Consider the following 18,952-nt stretch of genomic DNA (forward strand, 5'->3'; position numbering starts at 1 on the left):
TTTTTCATTTACTTGGTTATTTTTGCGGGGTGATAGTACAGGTTAATGATCTGCCGGGATTCAGAAAGAAGGCGTTGCGATGGGCCACAACTTTTGATACGCTGTGTTACCTTGATTCGAACGGATTTAATGATCCCTACTCCAAATTTGATACGCTGATAGCGGTTGGCGCCCGTGCCGAACTTACTGCAGATGCAGGTAACGCTTTTGATCAGCTTGATGAGTTCAGGAAAAATAATCCCGGCTGGATGACAGGTTTCCTGGGATATGACCTTAAAAATGAAATTGAAGCGCTTACATCAACTAATCACGACGGCTTAAAGTTTCCTGATCTGTATTTCTTTGTTCCTCAACATCTTATTTTGATAAAGGGAAACGAAGCTGAGATTATTTCAGATACGCCGGAATTCGTCCTTACAGCAATAAACGAACAGGATCTACGCCCGTCCGCTCGGCAAACAGCCATCAATTTAAAGTCCCGCTTTAGCAGGCAGGAATACATCGACACGGTAAATAAAATAAAAGAGCATATTTCCCGCGGCGATATTTATGTCACTAACTTTTGCCAGGAATTTTTTGCAGAGGATGTAAGTCTCGATCCGCTGGGTGTTTTTACAAAGCTTAATGAGGTTTCGCCCAACCCGTTCTCTACTTTTTTTAAATGGAATGGGAATTATATTCTCGGCGCCTCGCCCGAGCGATTTTTGGCTAAGAGAGGAAGTAAACTGATATCGCAACCTATAAAAGGAACAGCAAAAAGGTTAGATGATATTGAAGCCGACAAGCAAGCAAAACAAACCCTGCGCAGCCACCCCAAAGAGTTACAGGAAAACGTAATGGTGGTTGACCTTGTGCGCAATGACCTTACCCGCTCGGCCAAACCAGGCACCGTAAAAACCAAAGAGCTTTTCGGTATTTACAGCTTTACGCAGGTGCACCAAATGATCTCTACGGTGGTTTGCGAAATGCAGGACGGCCTTTCAAACGTACAGGCCATCAAAAATACTTTCCCGATGGGCAGTATGACTGGTGCGCCCAAGCTTAGCAGCATGCAACTGATGGAACAATACGAACGCAGTAAGCGCGGCGTATACTCAGGCGCTATAGGCTATTTCAGCCCCGATGATGATTTTGATTTTAACGTAGTGATCCGTTCATTGCTTTATAATTCCTCCAATAAATACCTTTCGTTCCATGCTGGTGGGGCAATTACTTACCACGCCATCGCCGAAAATGAATACGAAGAATGTTTGTTAAAAGCTGCTGCGGTGATGGAGGTTTTGGGTCGGGAATTGACTTGACGTATTTTGCAGAATCCAGACTTGCGAAGTTTTTAAAACTTCGTAAGTCTTCACGTTATTAGCGCAAGTGTTGTGCGGTTGTCTGTGGGCATGCTCACTTGTGACTCTATAAACTTACAACAGGATTTAACCCTCGTAGCACAAGACAGACTCTGTTATAGCAAATCATCAATTTTTTATTATATTGGCTGTAAAAGTCTATCACTATTCGCTTCTAATTGTCAATATGTTAATACCCCTACAAAAAATAAAGCTAATTATCGTTTCCCTGTGTTTATTAGCAACCGATATCTCTTCAGCCCAAACTAAGTATCGTCCTTCAGATTTATTCCCGGCACAACCCTTATTACCTCCGGGTAACTCATATCGCACAGCCACCGGCGAACCGGGCCCTGCTTATTGGCAAAACAAGGCCGATTATGTAATTGATGTAGCGCTTGATGATAAAACAAAAGTCATAACAGGCACAGCCACTATTACTTATACCAATAATAGCCCCAAAGCCCTTTCGGAGTTGTGGCTGCAGTTGGAGCAGAATGTTTTCAAGAAAGATTCGAGAGGTATCCAATCCAAATTATTTCTTTACCAGGATCCGGAAAAAACTACTCCCGACGGCGGATACCGGGTAGAAGGTGTGCAGCTTGCCGGAAATAAAGCTGGAAATATTAAATACCATATTTACGATACACGCATGCAACTGGAGCTGGCACAGCCGCTGTTAAGCGGGCAGTCCATCAGTTTTAGTATCCGTTACCGGTACAACTTCCCGGTAAATTATAAAAATGCCGATTTCCTGGTTAACCGTACCGATATTCTCCCTACAAAGAACGGCAATATTTATGCTGTCGCACAATGGTACCCCAGGATGTGTGTGTTAGATGATGTAGAAGGATGGAACACGCTGCCTTATTTGGGGAATGGTGAGTTTTACCTCGAGTATGGCAATTTCAGGGTTAATATCACAGTTCCTTCAGGCCTCGTTGTTGAAGGCTCGGGCGATCTGTTAAACCCTGAAGAGGTATTAACCCCAACCGCGTTAAAACGCTGGCAACTGGCAAAAGAAAGCGATACACCAATGCAGATCAGGACTGCGGAAGAGGTAACTGACCCTTCATCAAGGCCTGTAAAATCTACCTGTACATGGAAATTTAAACTGGATAATGCAAGGGATTTTGCCTGGACGGCCTCCCGGTCGTTTGTTTGGGAGGCTTTGAGTTTTAAGCTTGCCGATGGGAGACGGGTAATGGGCAGTTCGTTGTATCCTGTTGAGTCGGAGAAGCAAAACAGCTGGAAACGCTCGTCGGAGTATATCAAATTTACTTTGCAGCATTTTTCAGAAAAATGGTTCCCTTATCCTTACAACAAAGCCGTTAACGTAGCCTCGAATTTGGATGGTATGGAATACCCCGGTATGGTTTTTTGTTCGGCAAAAGATACCGGCAATATGTATTTTGCTGTAGTAAACCACGAGTTAGGCCATACCTGGTTCCCGATGGTAGTGGGCAGCAACGAGCGTAAATATGCCTGGATGGATGAAGGGTTTAATATGTTCATCGATAAAATAGCTACCAAAGCTTTTAATAAAGGTGAGTTTATAGGTTATGTAGAGATCGATAGTCCGCTTGATTCCCTGTTTGCAGAAAAGCTATTGCCTATTGTAACCCGCCCTGATGCTTTACCCGGTAACCAGGTATATCCGCTGCAATACCAAAAAGTAGCTTATTCCTTAGCACTTTTGCGTAATCAGATTTTAGGCCCGGAGCGTTTTGACCGCGCTTTCAGAAAATATATTCGTGACTGGGCTTATAAACACCCAACTCCCTGGGACTTTTTTAGGAGTATGGATAGCTCGGCAGGCGAAGACCTAACCTGGTTTTGGAAATCTATGTTTCTCGAAAATTATCGGCTTGATCAAAAAATTGTTAAAGTAGAAAGTAAGGCGGGTTCCCAACCTATTATTACAGTCGAAAATATGGACAAAGCAGCCATGCCTTTGGTGGTTGAAATAAACTACGCTGATGGCTCAACAGAGCATCGTGAATTCCCGGTAGAGATTTGGGAATATAGCAGCGTTTATACTTTTACCGGCGATAAAAAAGCGGCTGTCGCCAAAGTAGTTATCGATCCTGAAAAGATCTACCCGGATGTGGATAGGAGCAATAATGGTTATGAGGTAAAGAAGTAGACTGTTTTTCATATAGCAAACGAAAGGTATTCCAACTCACTCTCCATCATGTCATTGCGAGGAACGAAGCAATCGCGATCTGTACAGAGCCACTCTGTAAATCGGGGATTGCTTCGTTCCTCGCAATGACGATTTTATACGTTTTGTCCCATCAGGGTCTCTCGCACAGAGCCCTGATGTTCAACGAAATGTTCTTACAACTTCACGCCCCTCAAAAAGTCCTCAATACCCATACGTTTCTTGCCTTCCAACTGGATATCTTTTAGTAACACAAAACCATCCTTAGCGGCAAATTTTAAATAGGTTTTATTGTCGGTTAAAAAGCCGCCGGGTTGTATGGCAGGTTCTGATAATTGATATTCAGATGCATAAACTTTTAGGCTTTTGCCGTTAAGCTCGGTATACGCGGTGGGTACAGGGCTCAGGCCGCGAATTTTGTTATAGATCGACAAAGCTGGCTGTATCCAGTCAATCCGGCAATCATCCTTAAAAATTTTTGGTGCGTGTTTTAATTCTGTCCCCTCAGCCAATTGAACTTGCGGATGTTCGTTGTAACGGCCGCTCTCAACCGCTTTAACTGTTTTAACCAACAGCCCTGCGCCTTTGTTCATGAGGCGGTCATGCAGTTCGCCGGCATCTTCATGGCCGGTAAGGGTTATTTTTTCAGTGAACAGGATGTTACCGGTATCAATATCATGTTTTAAAAAGAAGGTGGTTACGCCGCTTTCCTTTTCGCCGTTAATCAGCGCCCAGTTAATAGGGGCGGCGCCGCGGTATTGAGGTAATAATGAGGCGTGTAAATTTATAGTGCCTTTGGCAGGCATGTTCCAAACAGCTTCGGGCAGCATCCTGAAGGCTACTACAACCTGCAGATCGGCTTTCAACGCTTTCAATTCGGCAATAAAACTTTCATTCTTAAGTTTTTCGGGTTGGAGTACTTTTAAGCTGTTAGCTACGGCATATTGTTTAACAGCCGACTCGCTAACTTTTTGTCCCCTTCCGGCCGGTTTATCAGGGGCTGTAACAACAGCAACGATATCACTGCCGGCTTTAATTAAAGCGTCTAACGAGGCAACGGCAAACTGGGGGGTACCCATAAATATAATTCTCATAGATGTTTAGGTATTAGATGTGCTTTATTCTGTTATTCGTATAGTAAGTATTTTTTGCGTGTGGCTTTAAACTTAGTTAGTCCAGGTTGCCAGCCGGCACGGATCTCTTCTTCGGTTTTGCCGGTTTCAATTTGTTTCCTTAGTTCGGCCGTGCCTGTAAGCTTTATGAAATAGGCATTAAAGAAATGATCCTTGTCGGGGAAGGCGTTATATAACTCCAGGAGCCATTTCAGATTGATAACACCTGCACCTGTGATATCAGTTGGTGGAATATTTTGCAGATTAATGCCAAAACATTCCTGGTCTTTCTGCGGCGGGTTCTCGCTCATACCCGGGATACTTTTTGGCGTAAACGAAAAACTGTATTTACCTTTCAACGCCGGATGCCCCAATACGGCAAAGGGGAAGAGCGTTCCCCTGCCCAAACTAAATGTTGTACCTTCAAATAAGCAGGTACTCGGATATAATAAAATTGATATAGGCGTATTTAAGTTGGGCGATGGATTTATGGGTAAGGTATAAGGCAAATTATGCTTGTAATTAGCCACTTTAATGATCTTCAGTTTACACTTAACCCCATTTTTTAACCAGCCTTCGCCATTTATCATTTGAGCATATTCGCCAATAGTCATACCGTGGGCGATGGGGATGGGGTGCATGCCCACAAATGAACGGTTAACCGTATCCAGGATAGGGCCGTCAATTAAATAACCGTTAGGGTTTGGACGATCAAATATCATCAGCTCTACATTGTTTTCGGCACAGGCCTCCATTAAGTAATGCAGGGTTGAAATATAAGTGTAAAAGCGTACGCCAACATCCTGTATATCAAATATCATGAGGTCGATACCCTTCAAATCGGCCGGAGTTGGTTTGTAATGCTTGTTACCGTACAGCGATATTACTGGCAAGCCGGTTTTAGGATCTTTAGTGTCGCCAACGGTAGCGCCGTTACTGGCATTGCCCCTGAAACCATGCTCGGGGCCAAAGATTTTTTTTACGTTTACTCCTAAATGCACCAAACTATCTACACTGGCAGTTAAATTTTTACCAATAACCGAAGTTTGATTAATGACCATCCCTATATTTTTTCCCTTAAGATAGTTAATATACAGCGGAATTTGATCAGCTCCGGGAATAATGGGGCTGTTTTTTTTGTTTTTTGGGATAGATGCCGTCTTGCAGCTTTTACAATCGGTTGCCTGGCTGCATGCCGTGTTTGCAAGTAAAACTGTTATCAGGGCAAATCGTAAAAAAGCACAAATCTTATTCATAAAATATTGAGTTGAAACAATTTTAAAAGTAGCAGGTTTAACAGCAAAACCGCATATTTGCGAAGGTACAAAAAATCAGTCTGCCATTGAGTTTCGCCTCCTTTATATCAGCCCGTATAACATTTAAATCAAAACGCACATTTTCAAAACTGATAGTGCGTATTGCAATAATAGGCATTATGCTGGGCCTTGGTGTAATGATACTGTCACTTGCTATCGTTAAAGGGTTTAAACACGAGATCCGCAATAAAGTTCGCGGCTTTGCCGGCGACATCCGTGTGGTTAAGTTCGACCTGAATAACTCTTACCAAAGTTCCTCGTTTTCAGCTGATAGCGAATTCGTTAGGCGTGCGCTCAAAAGCCCGTTTATTACCCATGTAATGCCGGTGGCCACTAAACCGGGCATTGTTAAGGCCAATAATGAAATTGAAGGAGTGGTACTTAAAGGCGTTGATAAAAATTACGACTGGAGCTACTTTAAAAAAATGATGGTTGCCGGTGATGTGATCAGTTTTGCCGACTCGGTTGAAGCACAAAAGGAGATCATGATTTCCCAAACAACGGCCGACAGGCTTAAACTAAAGGTCGGGGATAAGCTGCTGATGTATTTTGTACAGGAGCCGCTTCGTAAACGCCAGTTTAAGATCAAAGGCATTTTCAATATCGGGGTTGAAGAGGTTGATAAAACCTTTGTGATCGGTGCCTTATCGCTCATTAATCGCCTTAACGACTGGAAACCGAACGAGATAGGCCAATACGAACTACGCGTAGCCGATTTTGATCATATCAATGAAGCAGCCTATGCGCTCGAGACTGTTTTGCCGGTAAAATTGAAAGAGTACACCATTGAAGAAGATTATCCTACCATATTTGAATGGCTCAACCTGCTCGATGTTAATTCGATAGTGATGTTGGTACTGATGGTTGCGGTTGCTGTAATCAACATGATATCGGCCCTGCTGATCATGATCCTTGAGCGAACCGCTATGATCGGGATGCTCAAAGCCATGGGCGCATCCAACTGGGCCATCCGCAAAATATTCCTGATCAATGCCAGTTACCTGATAGGATTAGGGCTGCTGCTGGGTAATTTACTGGGTATAGGCCTGGGATATTTCCAGATGTATACTCATTTTTTCCAACTGGACCAGGCTTCGTATTATATGACCTTTGTACCGGTCGAGTTTAATATTTTTGATATTGTTGTCCTCAATATTGGTACACTGATCATTTGCCTGCTGGTGCTTATTATACCATCAACGCTGGTAAGCCGGATCTCACCGGTGAAGGCTATCCAGTTTAAGTAAGCCAGCTATACACAAAGTAACGAAGCTGCTTAGTCGCTATATTAAATGGTAGATGGTGAATGCGACTTGTTGATATCAAATAAATAGAGGCAAAAGCAGCAATTTACCTGCTTAATTACAGCTGAAATTTTTTGACGGTATGATAGGGAGAAGACACATGGATAATATATTAATGAGGTTACTTTTCGTTACAAATTCACGATATTTAGTAGTTTAATAATAACAAGAAAAAGTTATTAACAGTATTTTACAGATTAAATTATAAGAGTTCAGTTGTGCAATGAGTAAAATAATAGTTAATAGTACAGAAATTTCGATAGTTTCTCAGAATGAAGAAGACTATATCAATATTACGGATATGGTTAAAGGAGAAGAAGGTTCAGACCACATAAGGAATTGGATGAGAAATAGAAATACTATCGAATATTTAGGTATTTGGGAGGCTTCTAAAAATGTAGAAAATTTTAAAGGTGTCGAATTCGACAGGTTAAGAAAAGAAGCAGGATTAAATAGCTTTAACATGACACCGAAGAAGTGGAATGATTTAACCGGAGGGGTTGGGATATATTCAAAAGCTGGAAAAAGAGGAGGCACATATGCACACCGAGATATAGCATTTCATTTAGCAATGTGGCTTAGCCCTGCGTTTCACTTAGCTTTGGTAAATGAATTTCAAAGACTAAAAAAAAGAAGAAGCGGAAAGACTAAGTTCAGGATGGGATTATAGACGATTTTTATCGAAGACTAACTATGCAATACATACAGATGCGATAAAAGAGCATATCATACCTGAATTAACAGAAGAACAGGCTAAATACGTTTATGCTAATGAAGCAGATATGTTAAATGTGGCTTTGTTTGGTTTAACTGCTAAGCAATGGAAAGAAAGTAATGGAAATCACGCAGAAAATGGATTAAATATGCGGGATTTAGCAGATGTGCACCAGCTAATAGTATTATCCAATCTCGAAAATAATAATGCCTATTTAATTAGTAAGGGTATGCCACAAAGAGAACGCTTGTTGGAACTAAGAAAGAATGCAATTGCTCAATTAAAGTCATTACGGAAATCATCGTATACATTTGATAAAATACAAAGCCCATTTAAGATAGAGAAAGGAACCCAATCCCCTGATAAAATAGGCGGTGGAAATAAGGACTTTGACAAATGAAGTATTAAAAAAGATTCGCTTCCCCAATAATTCATTTCGTTGCCGTTATAGGTAAATCTAAACTGATTATAAACAAGTAATTCTCAAATGGTGAGTTGTTATGTCAATCTCCAAAGAGTATTATATTATAGAAAAAATTAATTGCCTAAATTATAGCAACCGGTAGCTTAATCCCAGTCTAAAATATTCACTATGCGCGTTAAAGGAAGCATCGCCTACCATGTCTTTCATATAGTTGGTCAGGCCATGGGCAAAGCTGGCATTTAAACCAAAGCGGCCATAACTGGCTGCAGCGCCGAGGCGTAACCTAACATCGGTAGGTGCTTTGCTTCTTTTATAATCAACTTTAAACACGTTGCCTTCTTTATCTTTAACTTCGCCTTTATCCCTGCTATCCAGTATCAGGCCTATATCTATCCCCGGTAAAATATCCAGATTAACTTTGCTAAGCTGAAACCGATAGCCCACATATGGATTAAGATTAATGCTTTGATTTTGAAAAGCAACATGGCCGGTTACCGCGAAGCTTGGGTCATTGGCTATTATATCGTATTCCGTTGGATTAAGAATGATGGGGGTATACTTATTAACCTCGGCTTTGCTTCTCAATAATTCATAACCACCCTGCAGTCCTACTATAAATCCACCTTTTGATACGGTTTGAACCTGGACACTGCCACCGTAGCTAAAGCCGTTTTTGCTGCCGTATGGGTTGTTAGCACGGTTCATCGGGTCGCCGGTGGTTGAGCCCTGCAATACCTGGGTGGTAGCCGTTGATGATTTACCCGCAAAATGAAATAAACCGGTGTTGGCCTGTACAGTAACTTCTAACTTTTGAGCGCTAAGCTGCAGCCCGCTAATCAACAGCGGGGCAAGGATAAGGATGTACTTTTTCATTTTTTATGTGTTGTAAAGTTCAGTTTCAGGTTTAGGCCGCCTGCCCCAAATTTTATCTGCTGTGAGCCAAGGCCGTCAAGCGGGTATTTTAAAAATGGTTCAATAATTATCCGGTTACTTTTACCCAGGGGATAGCCAACACCAAATGCTACGTTCAGGGTTTTGGCAAAATAAAAGCTGTTAAAGCTTTTGTGCGTTGTTTCATCGGATGTTTGCGGTTGTACACCGGCAGCCATAGCCAGCCCAGGATAGCTGTAACTTGCCGTGTAGGCTTCGTTGATAAATGTACCCGAACTTAAACCTGCAGAAATATAAGTGTCATTTTTTTGCGGGTTAAATTCATACTTAAGGTTAACAGGAATATCAAGACCGATCAGGTTAGCACTGTAGTTTTTAAATGAAGGTGTAGACGATACCTTACTAAAATCGGCCAGCGTGTTATAGGCTGTGCTTAATGATGGCGAAAATGACACCGCAGCCGCAACATTTGAGGGTTGGTTTTTATTGTAATTAAGCGTGTTTTGGGCCAAAGCTAAACCGGTGGAAAGTTTGAGGTTTTTGCTCAGCTTAATATCGGATGTAAAGCCGGCGCCGGCATTTACCTGGTTTTGGCTGCCCTTAGCGTAGTTAAAGAATGTAGCAGCGTAAACACTGAATTTTACCCTGCGTTCGTTCATGTCCATATCAGGTTTTTTAGGCTGGTCCTGATCGCTGGCAAGTAAAGATTCCATAGAGTTGATCTTTGGTTTAACTTTTATTACTGATGGAACAACAGGCGGGGTTACAATGACAGGCTTGGTATTTGCCGGAGGCTGTACAACAGGGTTATTAGCATATTGCTGCGCATTGGTTTGCGGCAACACAGATTTTACACTATCAGCCTTTTTAACCGGAGTTCCGCTGACTACGCCGTTATTAGCCGGTTGAACGGCAGGCGGGACGCCGGTTTTGGCAATTCCGTTAACAGGGTTTACAGTTACAGCGTTTGCCGGCACAGGTGTAAACGCGGGCACGGTTGCAGCCGGTTGATTTACGATTATGTTGCCCGCCGGTTTATTTAAAGCCTTATTGCTTGCAAGTGCATTAGATTTATTTGCCGGGGTGTTGCCTGCCGGCTTCAGTTTTGTTGCTGAAGATTGGGTGCTATTGTTGCCCGCAAGGTTTGTTGCAGGTGATTGCTTAATTGTTACAGGAGGCTGTACCGGGGTAACGTTTTGAACAATGCTATCTGCCGTGTTGCTTTGCGGCAGCGCAGGTTTTACCGGTTTAGCCGAAAATATTTGGCTATTATTAACATTATTTTTGTTCGATGCTATCCACAAACCTATACTCAAAAACAACAACAGGACAGCAGCGGCGCTTGCCCACCATAGGTAAACCGGGCGGCGCTGTTTTTCCTGAACAGGAAATCTCTCCCTGAGCAGCAGCCAGCCTTCATCAGCAGTAGTGTCTTCGTAATTATCAAACACGTCCCTGATGCGGTCTCTTAAGTCGTTATCCAACTGGTCATCCATGGTTTTGTGCTTCTTTTCTTAATATACTTCTTAATCTTTCTTTGGCCCTGCTCAGGTAAACGCGCGATGAGCTTACCGGGATGCCGAGCGTTGTGGCTATTTCATCATGGTCATAGCCGTCTATCTCATACATGTTAAAAATAGTTCGTTGTATAGTTGGGAGCTCAACCATCAGTTTTAAAATATCCTGTACGTTTAAATTATCAACCGGCCCCATATTGCTCCTGATGGGGGCAGCATTTTCCAATTCAACATTAAGCTGGAATTTAAGGTCTTTGCGCCGGCGGTCAATGGCCGTATTAACCAAAATGGTGCGGAGCCAGGCTTTAAACGGCTTATCGATATTGTAGCCGCCAATAGCGTTAAACACTTTTATAAAAGCGTCATTTACAGCTTCAAGGGCATCATCGCGGTTTAAACTGTAACGCAAACTTATACCCATAGCATAGCCATAGAACTGCTTATATAGCAATTCCTGATGTTTTAAGCTGCCTTTTTTGCATTGCCTTACGATCTCTTCTTCGGTAATGCGAGGGGGTGGATGCATTAAATGTACTTAGTTCCGCTAAATGTTGTTTTAAAGCCTTTACGCAGCAAAACAGTTAAATGATACAAAATAAAAAAAATTCTGCCCGGATTATTTGCTGTAGTAATCAAAAAAGCCGGTACCCTCAATGCGGGCACCGGCAACGTAATAAAACAATAAAAAGTAGTTAATTAGTTTTCTTCAAATTGTATTGAACAGTTAATGTATCGCCATTGCTGTTGCGCTGCAGTTGAAATACATTGCCATCATAATAATATTGGTAAACACCTTTGAGGTGAAATTTATTGACACCAGGTGTTACTGCCAATGAGTCATTAAACTGGATATAGTAACCGTTGTACACAAACGCTCCGTAGCTTGCCACGTGTTTCCTGGTGTTTGCAGCCACTTTAAATAATGATGTCGCAGTAAGTTTTAAAGCTATGGTATCACGAATAGTATCATAACCGGTACCACTTGTTTTTTTAACAAGCGCGCCAAATACGCCTGTAAAATTACCTTGTGGCTGGGCAACCGGAACAACCTCATTTTTGGGAGAGCAGGCTACGCCTAATGTTAACAATAATGGCAGCAGGTAGAATAAATTACGTTTCATATAATCTTATCTCGTTATCAATTTTTAACCATTACGCATGTTTTTAATTAAACGCTACAACCGGGCTGCATTATTTTACAGTTTTTTTGCCTCGTCCCAAAAAACATCCATTTCGGCCAGGCTCATATCATGCAGTTGTTTGCCGTTTTCCTTCGCTTTAAGCTCCAGGTATTGAAAGCGCTTAATGAATTTTTTATTGGTTTTTTCGAGGGCGTTTTCCGGGTTGATATTAATAAAGCGGGCGTAATTGATCAGCGAAAACAGCAGGTCGCCAAATTCGGCTTCGGCTTTTTCGTGGTCGATGGTACTTTCATCTTCCGCGTTAAATTCATTTTTAAACTCCTGCATCTCTTCTTCAACCTTGGCCCAAACCTGGCTTTTTTCCTCCCAGTCGAACCCAACGCCGCGTGCTTTTTCCTGTATGCGCGATGCTTTTACCAGCGCAGGTAAGGAAGCCGGTACCCCACCCAAAACAGATTTGTTGCCCTCTTTAAGCTTAATCTGTTCCCAGTTACGTTTTACATCTTCTTCGTTTTGCACTTCTATATCACCGTAAATATGCGGGTGGCGGTTAATCAGCTTATCGCAAACGCTGTTCAAAACATCGGTAATGGTAAAGTCGTTGGTTTCGGAAGCTATTTTGGCATAAAAAACCAGGTGCAGCATAATATCGCCGATTTCCTTTTTTATTTCGGGCATATCACCGCCCAGGATGGCGTCACTTAGTTCATAAGTTTCTTCAATGGTAAGGTGGCGCAGGCTTTCAAGCGTTTGTTTTTTATCCCATGGGCAATTGGCCCGCAGGTCATCCATGATAATAAGCAATCTGTCAAATGCTATTGATGCGGTAGGGGCAGTTTCAGGGGCTTTTAAAGGCATAAATTATTTATAATGAATACTTATGTTGCAAAGGTATGATAACATCTTTAATGAAAACTTACTGTATCATTAATTTTAAGCTAACATTAATTAATTTTATTAGCCAATTGTTAAGGCTATCTATAAGCACATTTTATCATGAAAAAAACTTATCTGTTTATCCTTCTTTTTACTTCGATAATTAAAGTAAGCTATGCCCAGCAGCAGCCTGCCGGCGATGTGGCAAACAGCACCTTTAGTCAGCCGCAGCCTTTTTTGTTTACTATAAGTACACTTAACCCACAGGGGCGCAACTGGAGTTTAAATTACTCGGGCGGATATGGTGAGCGTACCGTTACACCCCTGGGTTTTGATGGTGTTGATCAAAATTTTTCGGCCAAGGGGTACCTGGGCAATAAGTTTACCTTAATGGCCATGCTGGGTACAGGTTTTAGTAATAATGGTGGCGTGCGTACCCTGCAGCAGGCCGAGGTATTACGTGATTTTATTGGCGGCACTCAGCCCATGGGGTTCAGGGCCGGGGCAAGCCTTGGTTTCAGGAGGGAGTTTAACAGCGATGGCGTAGCATTTAGCCGTATAACTGCCGCGTACGAAGTGACAAATTGGAAACTTGGTGCCAACGTTAGATTTGAAAAAGCATTTGCCACTAACCGCGACGGTTTAGATTTGATCACCAGCGTTGGTGTGCACCGTCATATCTCGGGGCAGCTGTTCGGCGGCTTTGAAGCCGTAGGGCAGGACCTGGAAGGTTTTTGGGAAGCTGATGAAGCCGAAGGTGGTGCACGTTTATTGATCGGCCCGTCGCTTAATTATGCTCCCGTTAATTCGCGGCTGGCGTTTTCACTTTGCGGCGGTCCAATTATCTATGCAACCCGCAGCGCAGCAACCCAGGGCCAGTTTGCTTATCGCGAATTGCCAACTACCAATGGTTTCACACTGAAATTCAATATAGGCTTCCGGTTCTTGTAGTTGGAGATTTAAAGCTTTACCGCCCTGAGCATTTCGCGTTTGCCGGGTGCTCCGGGTGCTTTTTCAACTTTGAAGCCCAGGCTTCTGAGTATCCGTTTCAGGTTGCCGGTGATAGCATAGGTAACAAACACGCCGCCCGGTTTTAAAAAGCTAACGGTGTGGCCAATGGCTTCTTCGTTCCACATTTCGGGTTGATGGGCCGCGGCAAAGGCGTCGAAATAAATAACATCTACCTGCTCCTTCATTTTAAAATCCAAAAGCTTGCTATGGGCTACATGCAACTGCACGTTGTTATTGATCTCAACTTTGCCGGTTAGGGCGGTGGTATAATTAATGTTGAATTGCTCCCATAATAATTCAGGGATATATTGCTGATATCCGGTTTGTAACATCATTTCGACATTTACCGGGTACGCTTCAATACCGATATAACTAAGCTTTATCTGCTTATGGTTACAGGCATCGGCAGTTAAGAAAAAATTGAGCCCGGTGCCAAAACCAACCTCAAGTATACTAATTTCATTGGTGTCAATCCGCTCCAGGAAATATTGTAAGCCCGATTTAACAAACACATGCAGGCTTTCCTGTAGTGCCCCATGACGTGAATGGTAATGCTCGCCCACATCGGCATTGTAAATGGTGTTGGAACCGTCGGCGGTGGTGACTATGGTTAGTTCATGGTTCATGGATGATAGTTCATGGTTTTCAATGTTGTAATTTGTTCATGGTTTATAGATGATAGTTCGTGGTTTACTATAATTGTTCAAGGTTTCTAAGGATCTTATTAGCCATGAACCATGAACTATCATCCATGAACCTCTTTTTCTTTCATCATCTCCGTCACAACCTCGCCCAAATCATAAACGGGTACGGCTGTAATGACAGATGAAACAATGCTTACACCGGCTGCCGAACGATAGCCTGCAGCGCAATGCACTACCACAGGTTTATCGGCAGGGATCTCATTAACGCGTTCGCGCAGTTCGGGCAAAGGTATACTAATGGCATTTTTAAAAACCTTGCCGGCAGCAACTTCTCCCTGATTACGTACATCAACTATCGTGTAATCATTTTCATTTGCCCTGAAGGCGTCTAAATCAAGATAGGGGGATACTTCATCGGCATTTGCAGGAACTAACAATGCGCCTTTGATATTTTGTTCGTAGCCAATTTTGGCTGCTTTTTTAATTAGGGTATCAAGCTTATCATCATTTTCGGCAATGAGGTAAAACTGCTCATCTGGGCCGATAATGGAACCCAGCCAGGTTTCAAATTTTTCACCGTCCTGCAGGTTAATGGCGCCATGCAGATGACCGCTCCTGAACTGTGCTTTGGGGCGGCCGTCAACTAATAAAATATCAGCTTCCAAAGCGCTGTCTTCACCAATACGGGGTACACCTGTAATGCTGTCCTCAAAACCCGGTACCCCATTTTTATTCAACAGCACGTCCCGACCGAAGTATTTGGGCATAAAAGGCTGATCGGTGGTGAGTGTTTTAACAAATGCCAGCTCATCCATCAGTTGTAAGGCATAATTTTCACGCAGCTCGCGGCCAATGGTGCTTTCCAGGTCGGGGCTCATGTTTTTGCCGCATAACGAGCCCGGGCCGTGCGCCGGGTAAACCACTACGTTTTTGGGCAGGGTCATGAGCTTTTGCCGGGTGCTTTGAAACATCTGGCGGGCAAGCTCCTCTTTTTTAGCAGTGATGTTACCCACATTTTCCCGCAGGTCCGGGCGACCAACATCCCCAACAAACAGGGTATCGCCGGTAAAGACAGCAGTTTCGCGGCCTTCTTCATCTATCAGTAAAATACAGATAGAATCGGGCGAGTGACCGGGAGTATTGATGGCTTTTAGTTTAATATCGTTAAGCCGGATAACGTCGCCGTCGTCAAAAGTTTCGTGCGGATACGTTGCGCCGGTTAACTTGCTGCAATAAATTACAGCGCCTGTGGTTTCATGAATTTCGAGGTGCGAACTTACAAAATCCGCGTGCGGGTGGGTTTCGATAACACCCACAATATCGGCATCGTGCTGGGTCGCGAAATCATAGTAAGGCTGCGGGTTACGGGCCGGGTCAATAACTATCATTTTGCCCGTGCGGATCACGGCATATGAACCATGCGCCAGGCCTTTATCGTAAAATTGTTGAATGATCATATTTTGCCTGCAAAGATAATGCTTAGGCGATATGTTTTATTTGTGCATTGTTTAAGTGGTGTAAATATTGATCGCTTTGTGTAAATCTGTGAAGCAGGTTGCCTGCATAAGTCAGGAAACAATCAATGAGGAATTTTTACACTAATTTTTGCGTATTTATCGAATTACACGAATCTGACCCGGGCTAATTGACATTCGTGTAATTCGATAAATTGTGACGGATTTGAAAAGAATTCGTGTGGAAATTTCAGTATGATTTATTCAAATAGATAGATTGTTTAAGGGCGATCCCACCTGCCCTAATTACTAAACTGCCTCAAATGATGGTCAATATGCTTGTAAGCTAACCGGCCCATCTGCTCCCTGGTCATTTTGCCAAAAAAAGTATGCTCAAAGTCAGTTTTTGAAGTTTTGCCATATTCCTCCACCAGTTCAATCCATTGTTTTTTCTGGGCCTCTATGTCGCCTCCGGCTTCGGTTACTTTACATTGCGCAACCGTAGGATTATTCTTTGCCAGGGGAGCATCATCCTTCAGCATACCTTTCAGCGCCACTTTGCCAAACAAGCGGCCTATAAACGCCCGTTTATACGTTTTAATGCCGAGGTACATTTCGTCCGAAAGGGTGCAATGTTTCAGCATTTGATAAACATTCATTTTACCCCATTGTGGCTGGTTGTTTTCGTTAATTAAATTGATGCGGGTTATGAGGCCGTCGCGGGTTTCTTTATCAAATATAGTTTTCATTTATTTTGAAAAGTTTATATCATAAAGTTATTACGAAAGTACAAACAGGCACAGGCGTTTTTGAGCCATAAGCAGGGAGGGTTTATGCCAACAAATTATAAAAAAACAGGCCCCGGGTTTACAGCCGGGCCTGCTATGTCAAAAAAGCAAAATTTCGCTTACCAGATCTTTGTCCTGTCTTCCGGTTTTTTATACAACTTATCGCCGGGTTTTACATCAAAGGCCTTGTACCATGCGCTGATATTGGTTATCGGCGCGTTGGTACGGAACTGCTCGGGCGAGTGTGGATCTATCAGGAGACGTTGTGCTGCCGATTCGGGTGTTTGCGATAGGCGCCACAACTGTGCCCATGACAAAAAGAAACGCTGATCGGGTGTAAAGCCGTCAATAGTATTGGCCGACTGGCCCTGTTTGGTTTTACTAAAGGCTTCATACGCAATGTTCAATCCACCAAGATCAGCCAGGTTTTCGCCAAGGGTAAGTTTACCGTTTACGTGCAGGGTGTCAAGAACGGTAAAGGCGTTGAATTGTTTAACCACCTGATCCGCGCGCGACTTAAACTTATCTGCATCTTCTTTAGTCCACCAATCGCGCAGCGTGCCATCGGCATCGTACTGGCGGCCCTTGTCATCAAAACCGTGTGTCATTTCGTGGCCTATTACCGCACCAATGCCGCCGTAGTTAACGGCATCATCGGCCTTGAAATCACAGAACGGGAACTGCAGGATTCCGGCAGGGAGCACAATCTCATTGTTAATTGGATTGTAATAAGCGTTAACAGTTGCCGGCGTAATTCCCCAGCGGGTTTTATCAACCGGTTTACCTAAACGGCTCACATTAAAGTTGTAACGCCATTTGCTTGCAGCGCGCATGTTACCGAAATAGTCTTCGCGGTTAATTACAATGCCATCATATTTTTCCCAGTTATCCGGATAACCTATTTTTACGGTAAAGGCATTTAGCTTTTTAAGTGCGCGTTCTTTGGTTGCAGGGCTCATCCAGTCAAGGCGTTTAATGCGGTCGCCAAGGGTTGCTTTAAGATTGTTTACCAAATCAACCATGTATTGTTTGGCGGCCGGTGTAAAGTATTTCTCAACAAAAAGCTGCCCCAACAATTCGCCAAAGTAGCTATCAACACGGGCACTCATCCGTTCGGTACGCGGGGTTTGTACTTTTTGACCACTTAACGCGCTGTTGTAAGCAAAGTTTGCATTAATAAAATCAGAACTTAAATGAGGGGCACTGCCCCGTAGTATATTCCAGCGCAGGTAAACTTTCCATTTGGCAACAGGAGTAGCTGTCAATGCAGAATCAACGGCCCTGAAAAATGATGGTTGCGCAACAAGCATACTATCCTGCCCGCCCATGTTAATGGCCGGTAGTATTTTCGACCACTTTAAATGTGGTGTTTGCTTTTCAAAATCGGTTATTAGAAACTTGTTGTAAGTTACATGTGGGTCGCGCATGGCTACGCGGCTCAATTGCGCTTTGGCCCAGGTATATTCCAGGTCATAAACTATGGCGGCGTTTTTCGCTGCCTCATTGGCACTGGTTCCGCTAAGGATGAATAAAGTTGTGGCCAGCTTTTTCAAGGCGGCCTGTGCTTTTTTTGAACGCGGATCGTTTTTCAGATAATAATCCCTGTCGGGCATGGTTGTGCCGCTCTGGCCAAGGCTTATAACATATTTGTTTACATTCTTTTCATCCTGCTCAACCCCCGAACTGAAAATTGGGGAGTCTACTCCGTAAACGCGCTCATAAATCAATTCATTAATAAAATCGTTAAGATTTTTCAAATGGTCAATACGCTGCAGGTCGGCTTTGATAGGCTCGTAACCTCGTTTTTCGATGGTTAAGCTATCCATACCGCTGGCGTACAGATCGCCAACGCGCTGCTTCAGGCTGCCTTTGGGTTGTGAGGCTGATATCTGGCTTACTTCGTTCAGCAGGTCAATGAGTTTATTTCTATTTTCCTGGCGCAGGATCTGGGTACTGCCCCAGCGGGATTCTTTTGCCGGGATGCTGTTTTGTTTTAACCAGCCGCCGTTGGCATATTCAAAAAAATCGTCGCCCGGCTTTACGCTCCGGTCCATATTAGCGGGATCAATAAACTTTTTAGGAGTAATAGCAGTTTTGTGCTTTGACTTTGCAGGCTTTGGCCCGTCTAAAGCGAAAGTATTTACTGATATAATAAGAATGATAACCAGTAATAAACAGTTTAACTTTAATTTCATCTCAATTTTGAAAATTAAAGTTAGTAAAATAGAAGGTATTTATGCACAGAGGGCCGTTA

At 43.1% G+C, this 18,952-nt stretch carries 17 protein-coding genes; 6 read left to right on the plus strand and 11 right to left on the minus strand.

Going from position 1 to position 18,952, the window contains the following annotated elements; translation table 11 throughout:
- Positions 1 to 29 precede the first annotated feature (29 nt).
- Positions 30 to 1,301 (plus strand): anthranilate synthase component I family protein, encoded by a 1,272-nt coding sequence (locus tag MusilaSJ_RS22740; RefSeq protein ID WP_274987068.1) that lies wholly within the window; start codon positions 30 to 32, stop codon positions 1,299 to 1,301.
- A gap of 226 nt (positions 1,302 to 1,527) precedes the next feature.
- The gene (locus MusilaSJ_RS22745; RefSeq protein ID WP_274987069.1) at positions 1,528 to 3,486 is read left to right on the plus strand and encodes a M1 family metallopeptidase; all 1,959 of its coding nucleotides are present in this window, start codon (positions 1,528 to 1,530) and stop codon (positions 3,484 to 3,486) included.
- Between the two features lie 194 nt (positions 3,487 to 3,680).
- Here MusilaSJ_RS22745 and fmt read toward each other — a convergent pair whose 3' ends face one another.
- A complete protein-coding gene (gene fmt / locus MusilaSJ_RS22750; RefSeq protein ID WP_274987070.1) occupies positions 3,681 to 4,598 on the minus strand; it encodes a methionyl-tRNA formyltransferase in 918 nt (305 codons plus the stop codon).
- Positions 4,599 to 4,630: 32 nt separating this feature from the next.
- Positions 4,631 to 5,872, minus strand: a complete 1,242-nt coding sequence (locus tag MusilaSJ_RS22755; RefSeq protein WP_274987071.1) for an exo-beta-N-acetylmuramidase NamZ family protein — start codon at positions 5,870 to 5,872, stop codon at positions 4,631 to 4,633.
- Positions 5,873 to 6,027: 155 nt separating this feature from the next.
- Here MusilaSJ_RS22755 and MusilaSJ_RS22760 point away from each other — a divergent pair, with 155 nt between their 5' ends.
- From MusilaSJ_RS22760 to MusilaSJ_RS22770, 3 genes are all read left to right on the plus strand, one after another.
- Positions 6,028 to 7,179 carry an ABC transporter permease gene (locus tag MusilaSJ_RS22760; protein WP_342457016.1) on the plus strand — a complete coding sequence of 384 codons (1,152 nt, stop codon included), beginning with the start codon at positions 6,028 to 6,030 and terminating at the stop codon, positions 7,177 to 7,179.
- Positions 7,180 to 7,459: 280 nt separating this feature from the next.
- Positions 7,460 to 7,906 carry a KilA-N domain-containing protein gene (locus MusilaSJ_RS22765; protein ID WP_274987073.1) on the plus strand — a complete coding sequence of 149 codons (447 nt, stop codon included), beginning with the start codon at positions 7,460 to 7,462 and terminating at the stop codon, positions 7,904 to 7,906.
- Positions 7,907 to 8,018: 112 nt separating this feature from the next.
- Entirely contained in the window at positions 8,019 to 8,351 is a 333-nt protein-coding gene (locus MusilaSJ_RS22770; RefSeq protein ID WP_274987074.1) for a hypothetical protein, read from the plus strand.
- 150 nt (positions 8,352 to 8,501) lie between these two features.
- Here MusilaSJ_RS22770 and MusilaSJ_RS22775 read toward each other — a convergent pair whose 3' ends face one another.
- From MusilaSJ_RS22775 to mazG, 5 genes are all read right to left on the minus strand, one after another.
- Positions 8,502 to 9,248, minus strand: coding sequence for an outer membrane beta-barrel protein (locus tag MusilaSJ_RS22775; protein WP_274987075.1), 747 nt, complete (start codon positions 9,246 to 9,248; stop codon positions 8,502 to 8,504).
- Entirely contained in the window at positions 9,245 to 10,762 is a 1,518-nt protein-coding gene (locus tag MusilaSJ_RS22780; protein ID WP_274987076.1) for a hypothetical protein, read from the minus strand. The genes MusilaSJ_RS22775 and MusilaSJ_RS22780 overlap by 4 nt, the downstream gene beginning before the upstream one ends.
- Positions 10,755 to 11,309, minus strand: coding sequence for an RNA polymerase sigma factor (locus MusilaSJ_RS22785; RefSeq protein ID WP_274987077.1), 555 nt, complete (start codon positions 11,307 to 11,309; stop codon positions 10,755 to 10,757). Before MusilaSJ_RS22785 ends, MusilaSJ_RS22780 begins: the two co-directional genes overlap by 8 nt.
- A 166-nt stretch (positions 11,310 to 11,475) precedes the next feature.
- Positions 11,476 to 11,904: a hypothetical protein gene (locus tag MusilaSJ_RS22790; RefSeq protein ID WP_274987078.1), complete on the minus strand. Its 429-nt coding sequence runs from the start codon at positions 11,902 to 11,904 to the stop codon at positions 11,476 to 11,478.
- Between the two features lie 75 nt (positions 11,905 to 11,979).
- Entirely contained in the window at positions 11,980 to 12,783 is an 804-nt protein-coding gene (mazG, locus tag MusilaSJ_RS22795) for a nucleoside triphosphate pyrophosphohydrolase (RefSeq protein ID WP_274987079.1), read from the minus strand.
- 138 nt (positions 12,784 to 12,921) lie between these two features.
- Between mazG and MusilaSJ_RS22800 the strand changes: the two genes are divergently transcribed.
- Positions 12,922 to 13,752, plus strand: coding sequence for a hypothetical protein (locus MusilaSJ_RS22800; protein WP_274987080.1), 831 nt, complete (start codon positions 12,922 to 12,924; stop codon positions 13,750 to 13,752).
- An 8-nt stretch (positions 13,753 to 13,760) separates the two neighbouring features.
- Here MusilaSJ_RS22800 and mnmD read toward each other — a convergent pair whose 3' ends face one another.
- From mnmD to MusilaSJ_RS22820, 4 genes are all read right to left on the minus strand, one after another.
- A complete protein-coding gene (gene mnmD, locus MusilaSJ_RS22805; RefSeq protein WP_274987081.1) occupies positions 13,761 to 14,438 on the minus strand; it encodes a tRNA (5-methylaminomethyl-2-thiouridine)(34)-methyltransferase MnmC2 in 678 nt (225 codons plus the stop codon).
- A 119-nt stretch (positions 14,439 to 14,557) separates the two neighbouring features.
- Positions 14,558 to 15,913, minus strand: a complete 1,356-nt coding sequence (locus MusilaSJ_RS22810) for a rhodanese-like domain-containing protein (protein ID WP_274987082.1) — start codon at positions 15,911 to 15,913, stop codon at positions 14,558 to 14,560.
- A gap of 299 nt (positions 15,914 to 16,212) precedes the next feature.
- On the minus strand, positions 16,213 to 16,659 hold the full coding sequence (locus tag MusilaSJ_RS22815; protein ID WP_274987083.1) for a DUF1569 domain-containing protein: 447 nt from the start codon (positions 16,657 to 16,659) through the stop codon (positions 16,213 to 16,215).
- 158 nt (positions 16,660 to 16,817) lie between these two features.
- Positions 16,818 to 18,893: a M13 family metallopeptidase gene (locus MusilaSJ_RS22820; protein ID WP_274987084.1), complete on the minus strand. Its 2,076-nt coding sequence runs from the start codon at positions 18,891 to 18,893 to the stop codon at positions 16,818 to 16,820.
- Positions 18,894 to 18,952 lie beyond the last annotated feature (59 nt).

The sequence above is a fragment of the Mucilaginibacter sp. SJ genome, assembly GCF_028993635.1.
Taxonomy (GTDB): Bacteria; Bacteroidota; Bacteroidia; order Sphingobacteriales; family Sphingobacteriaceae; genus Mucilaginibacter.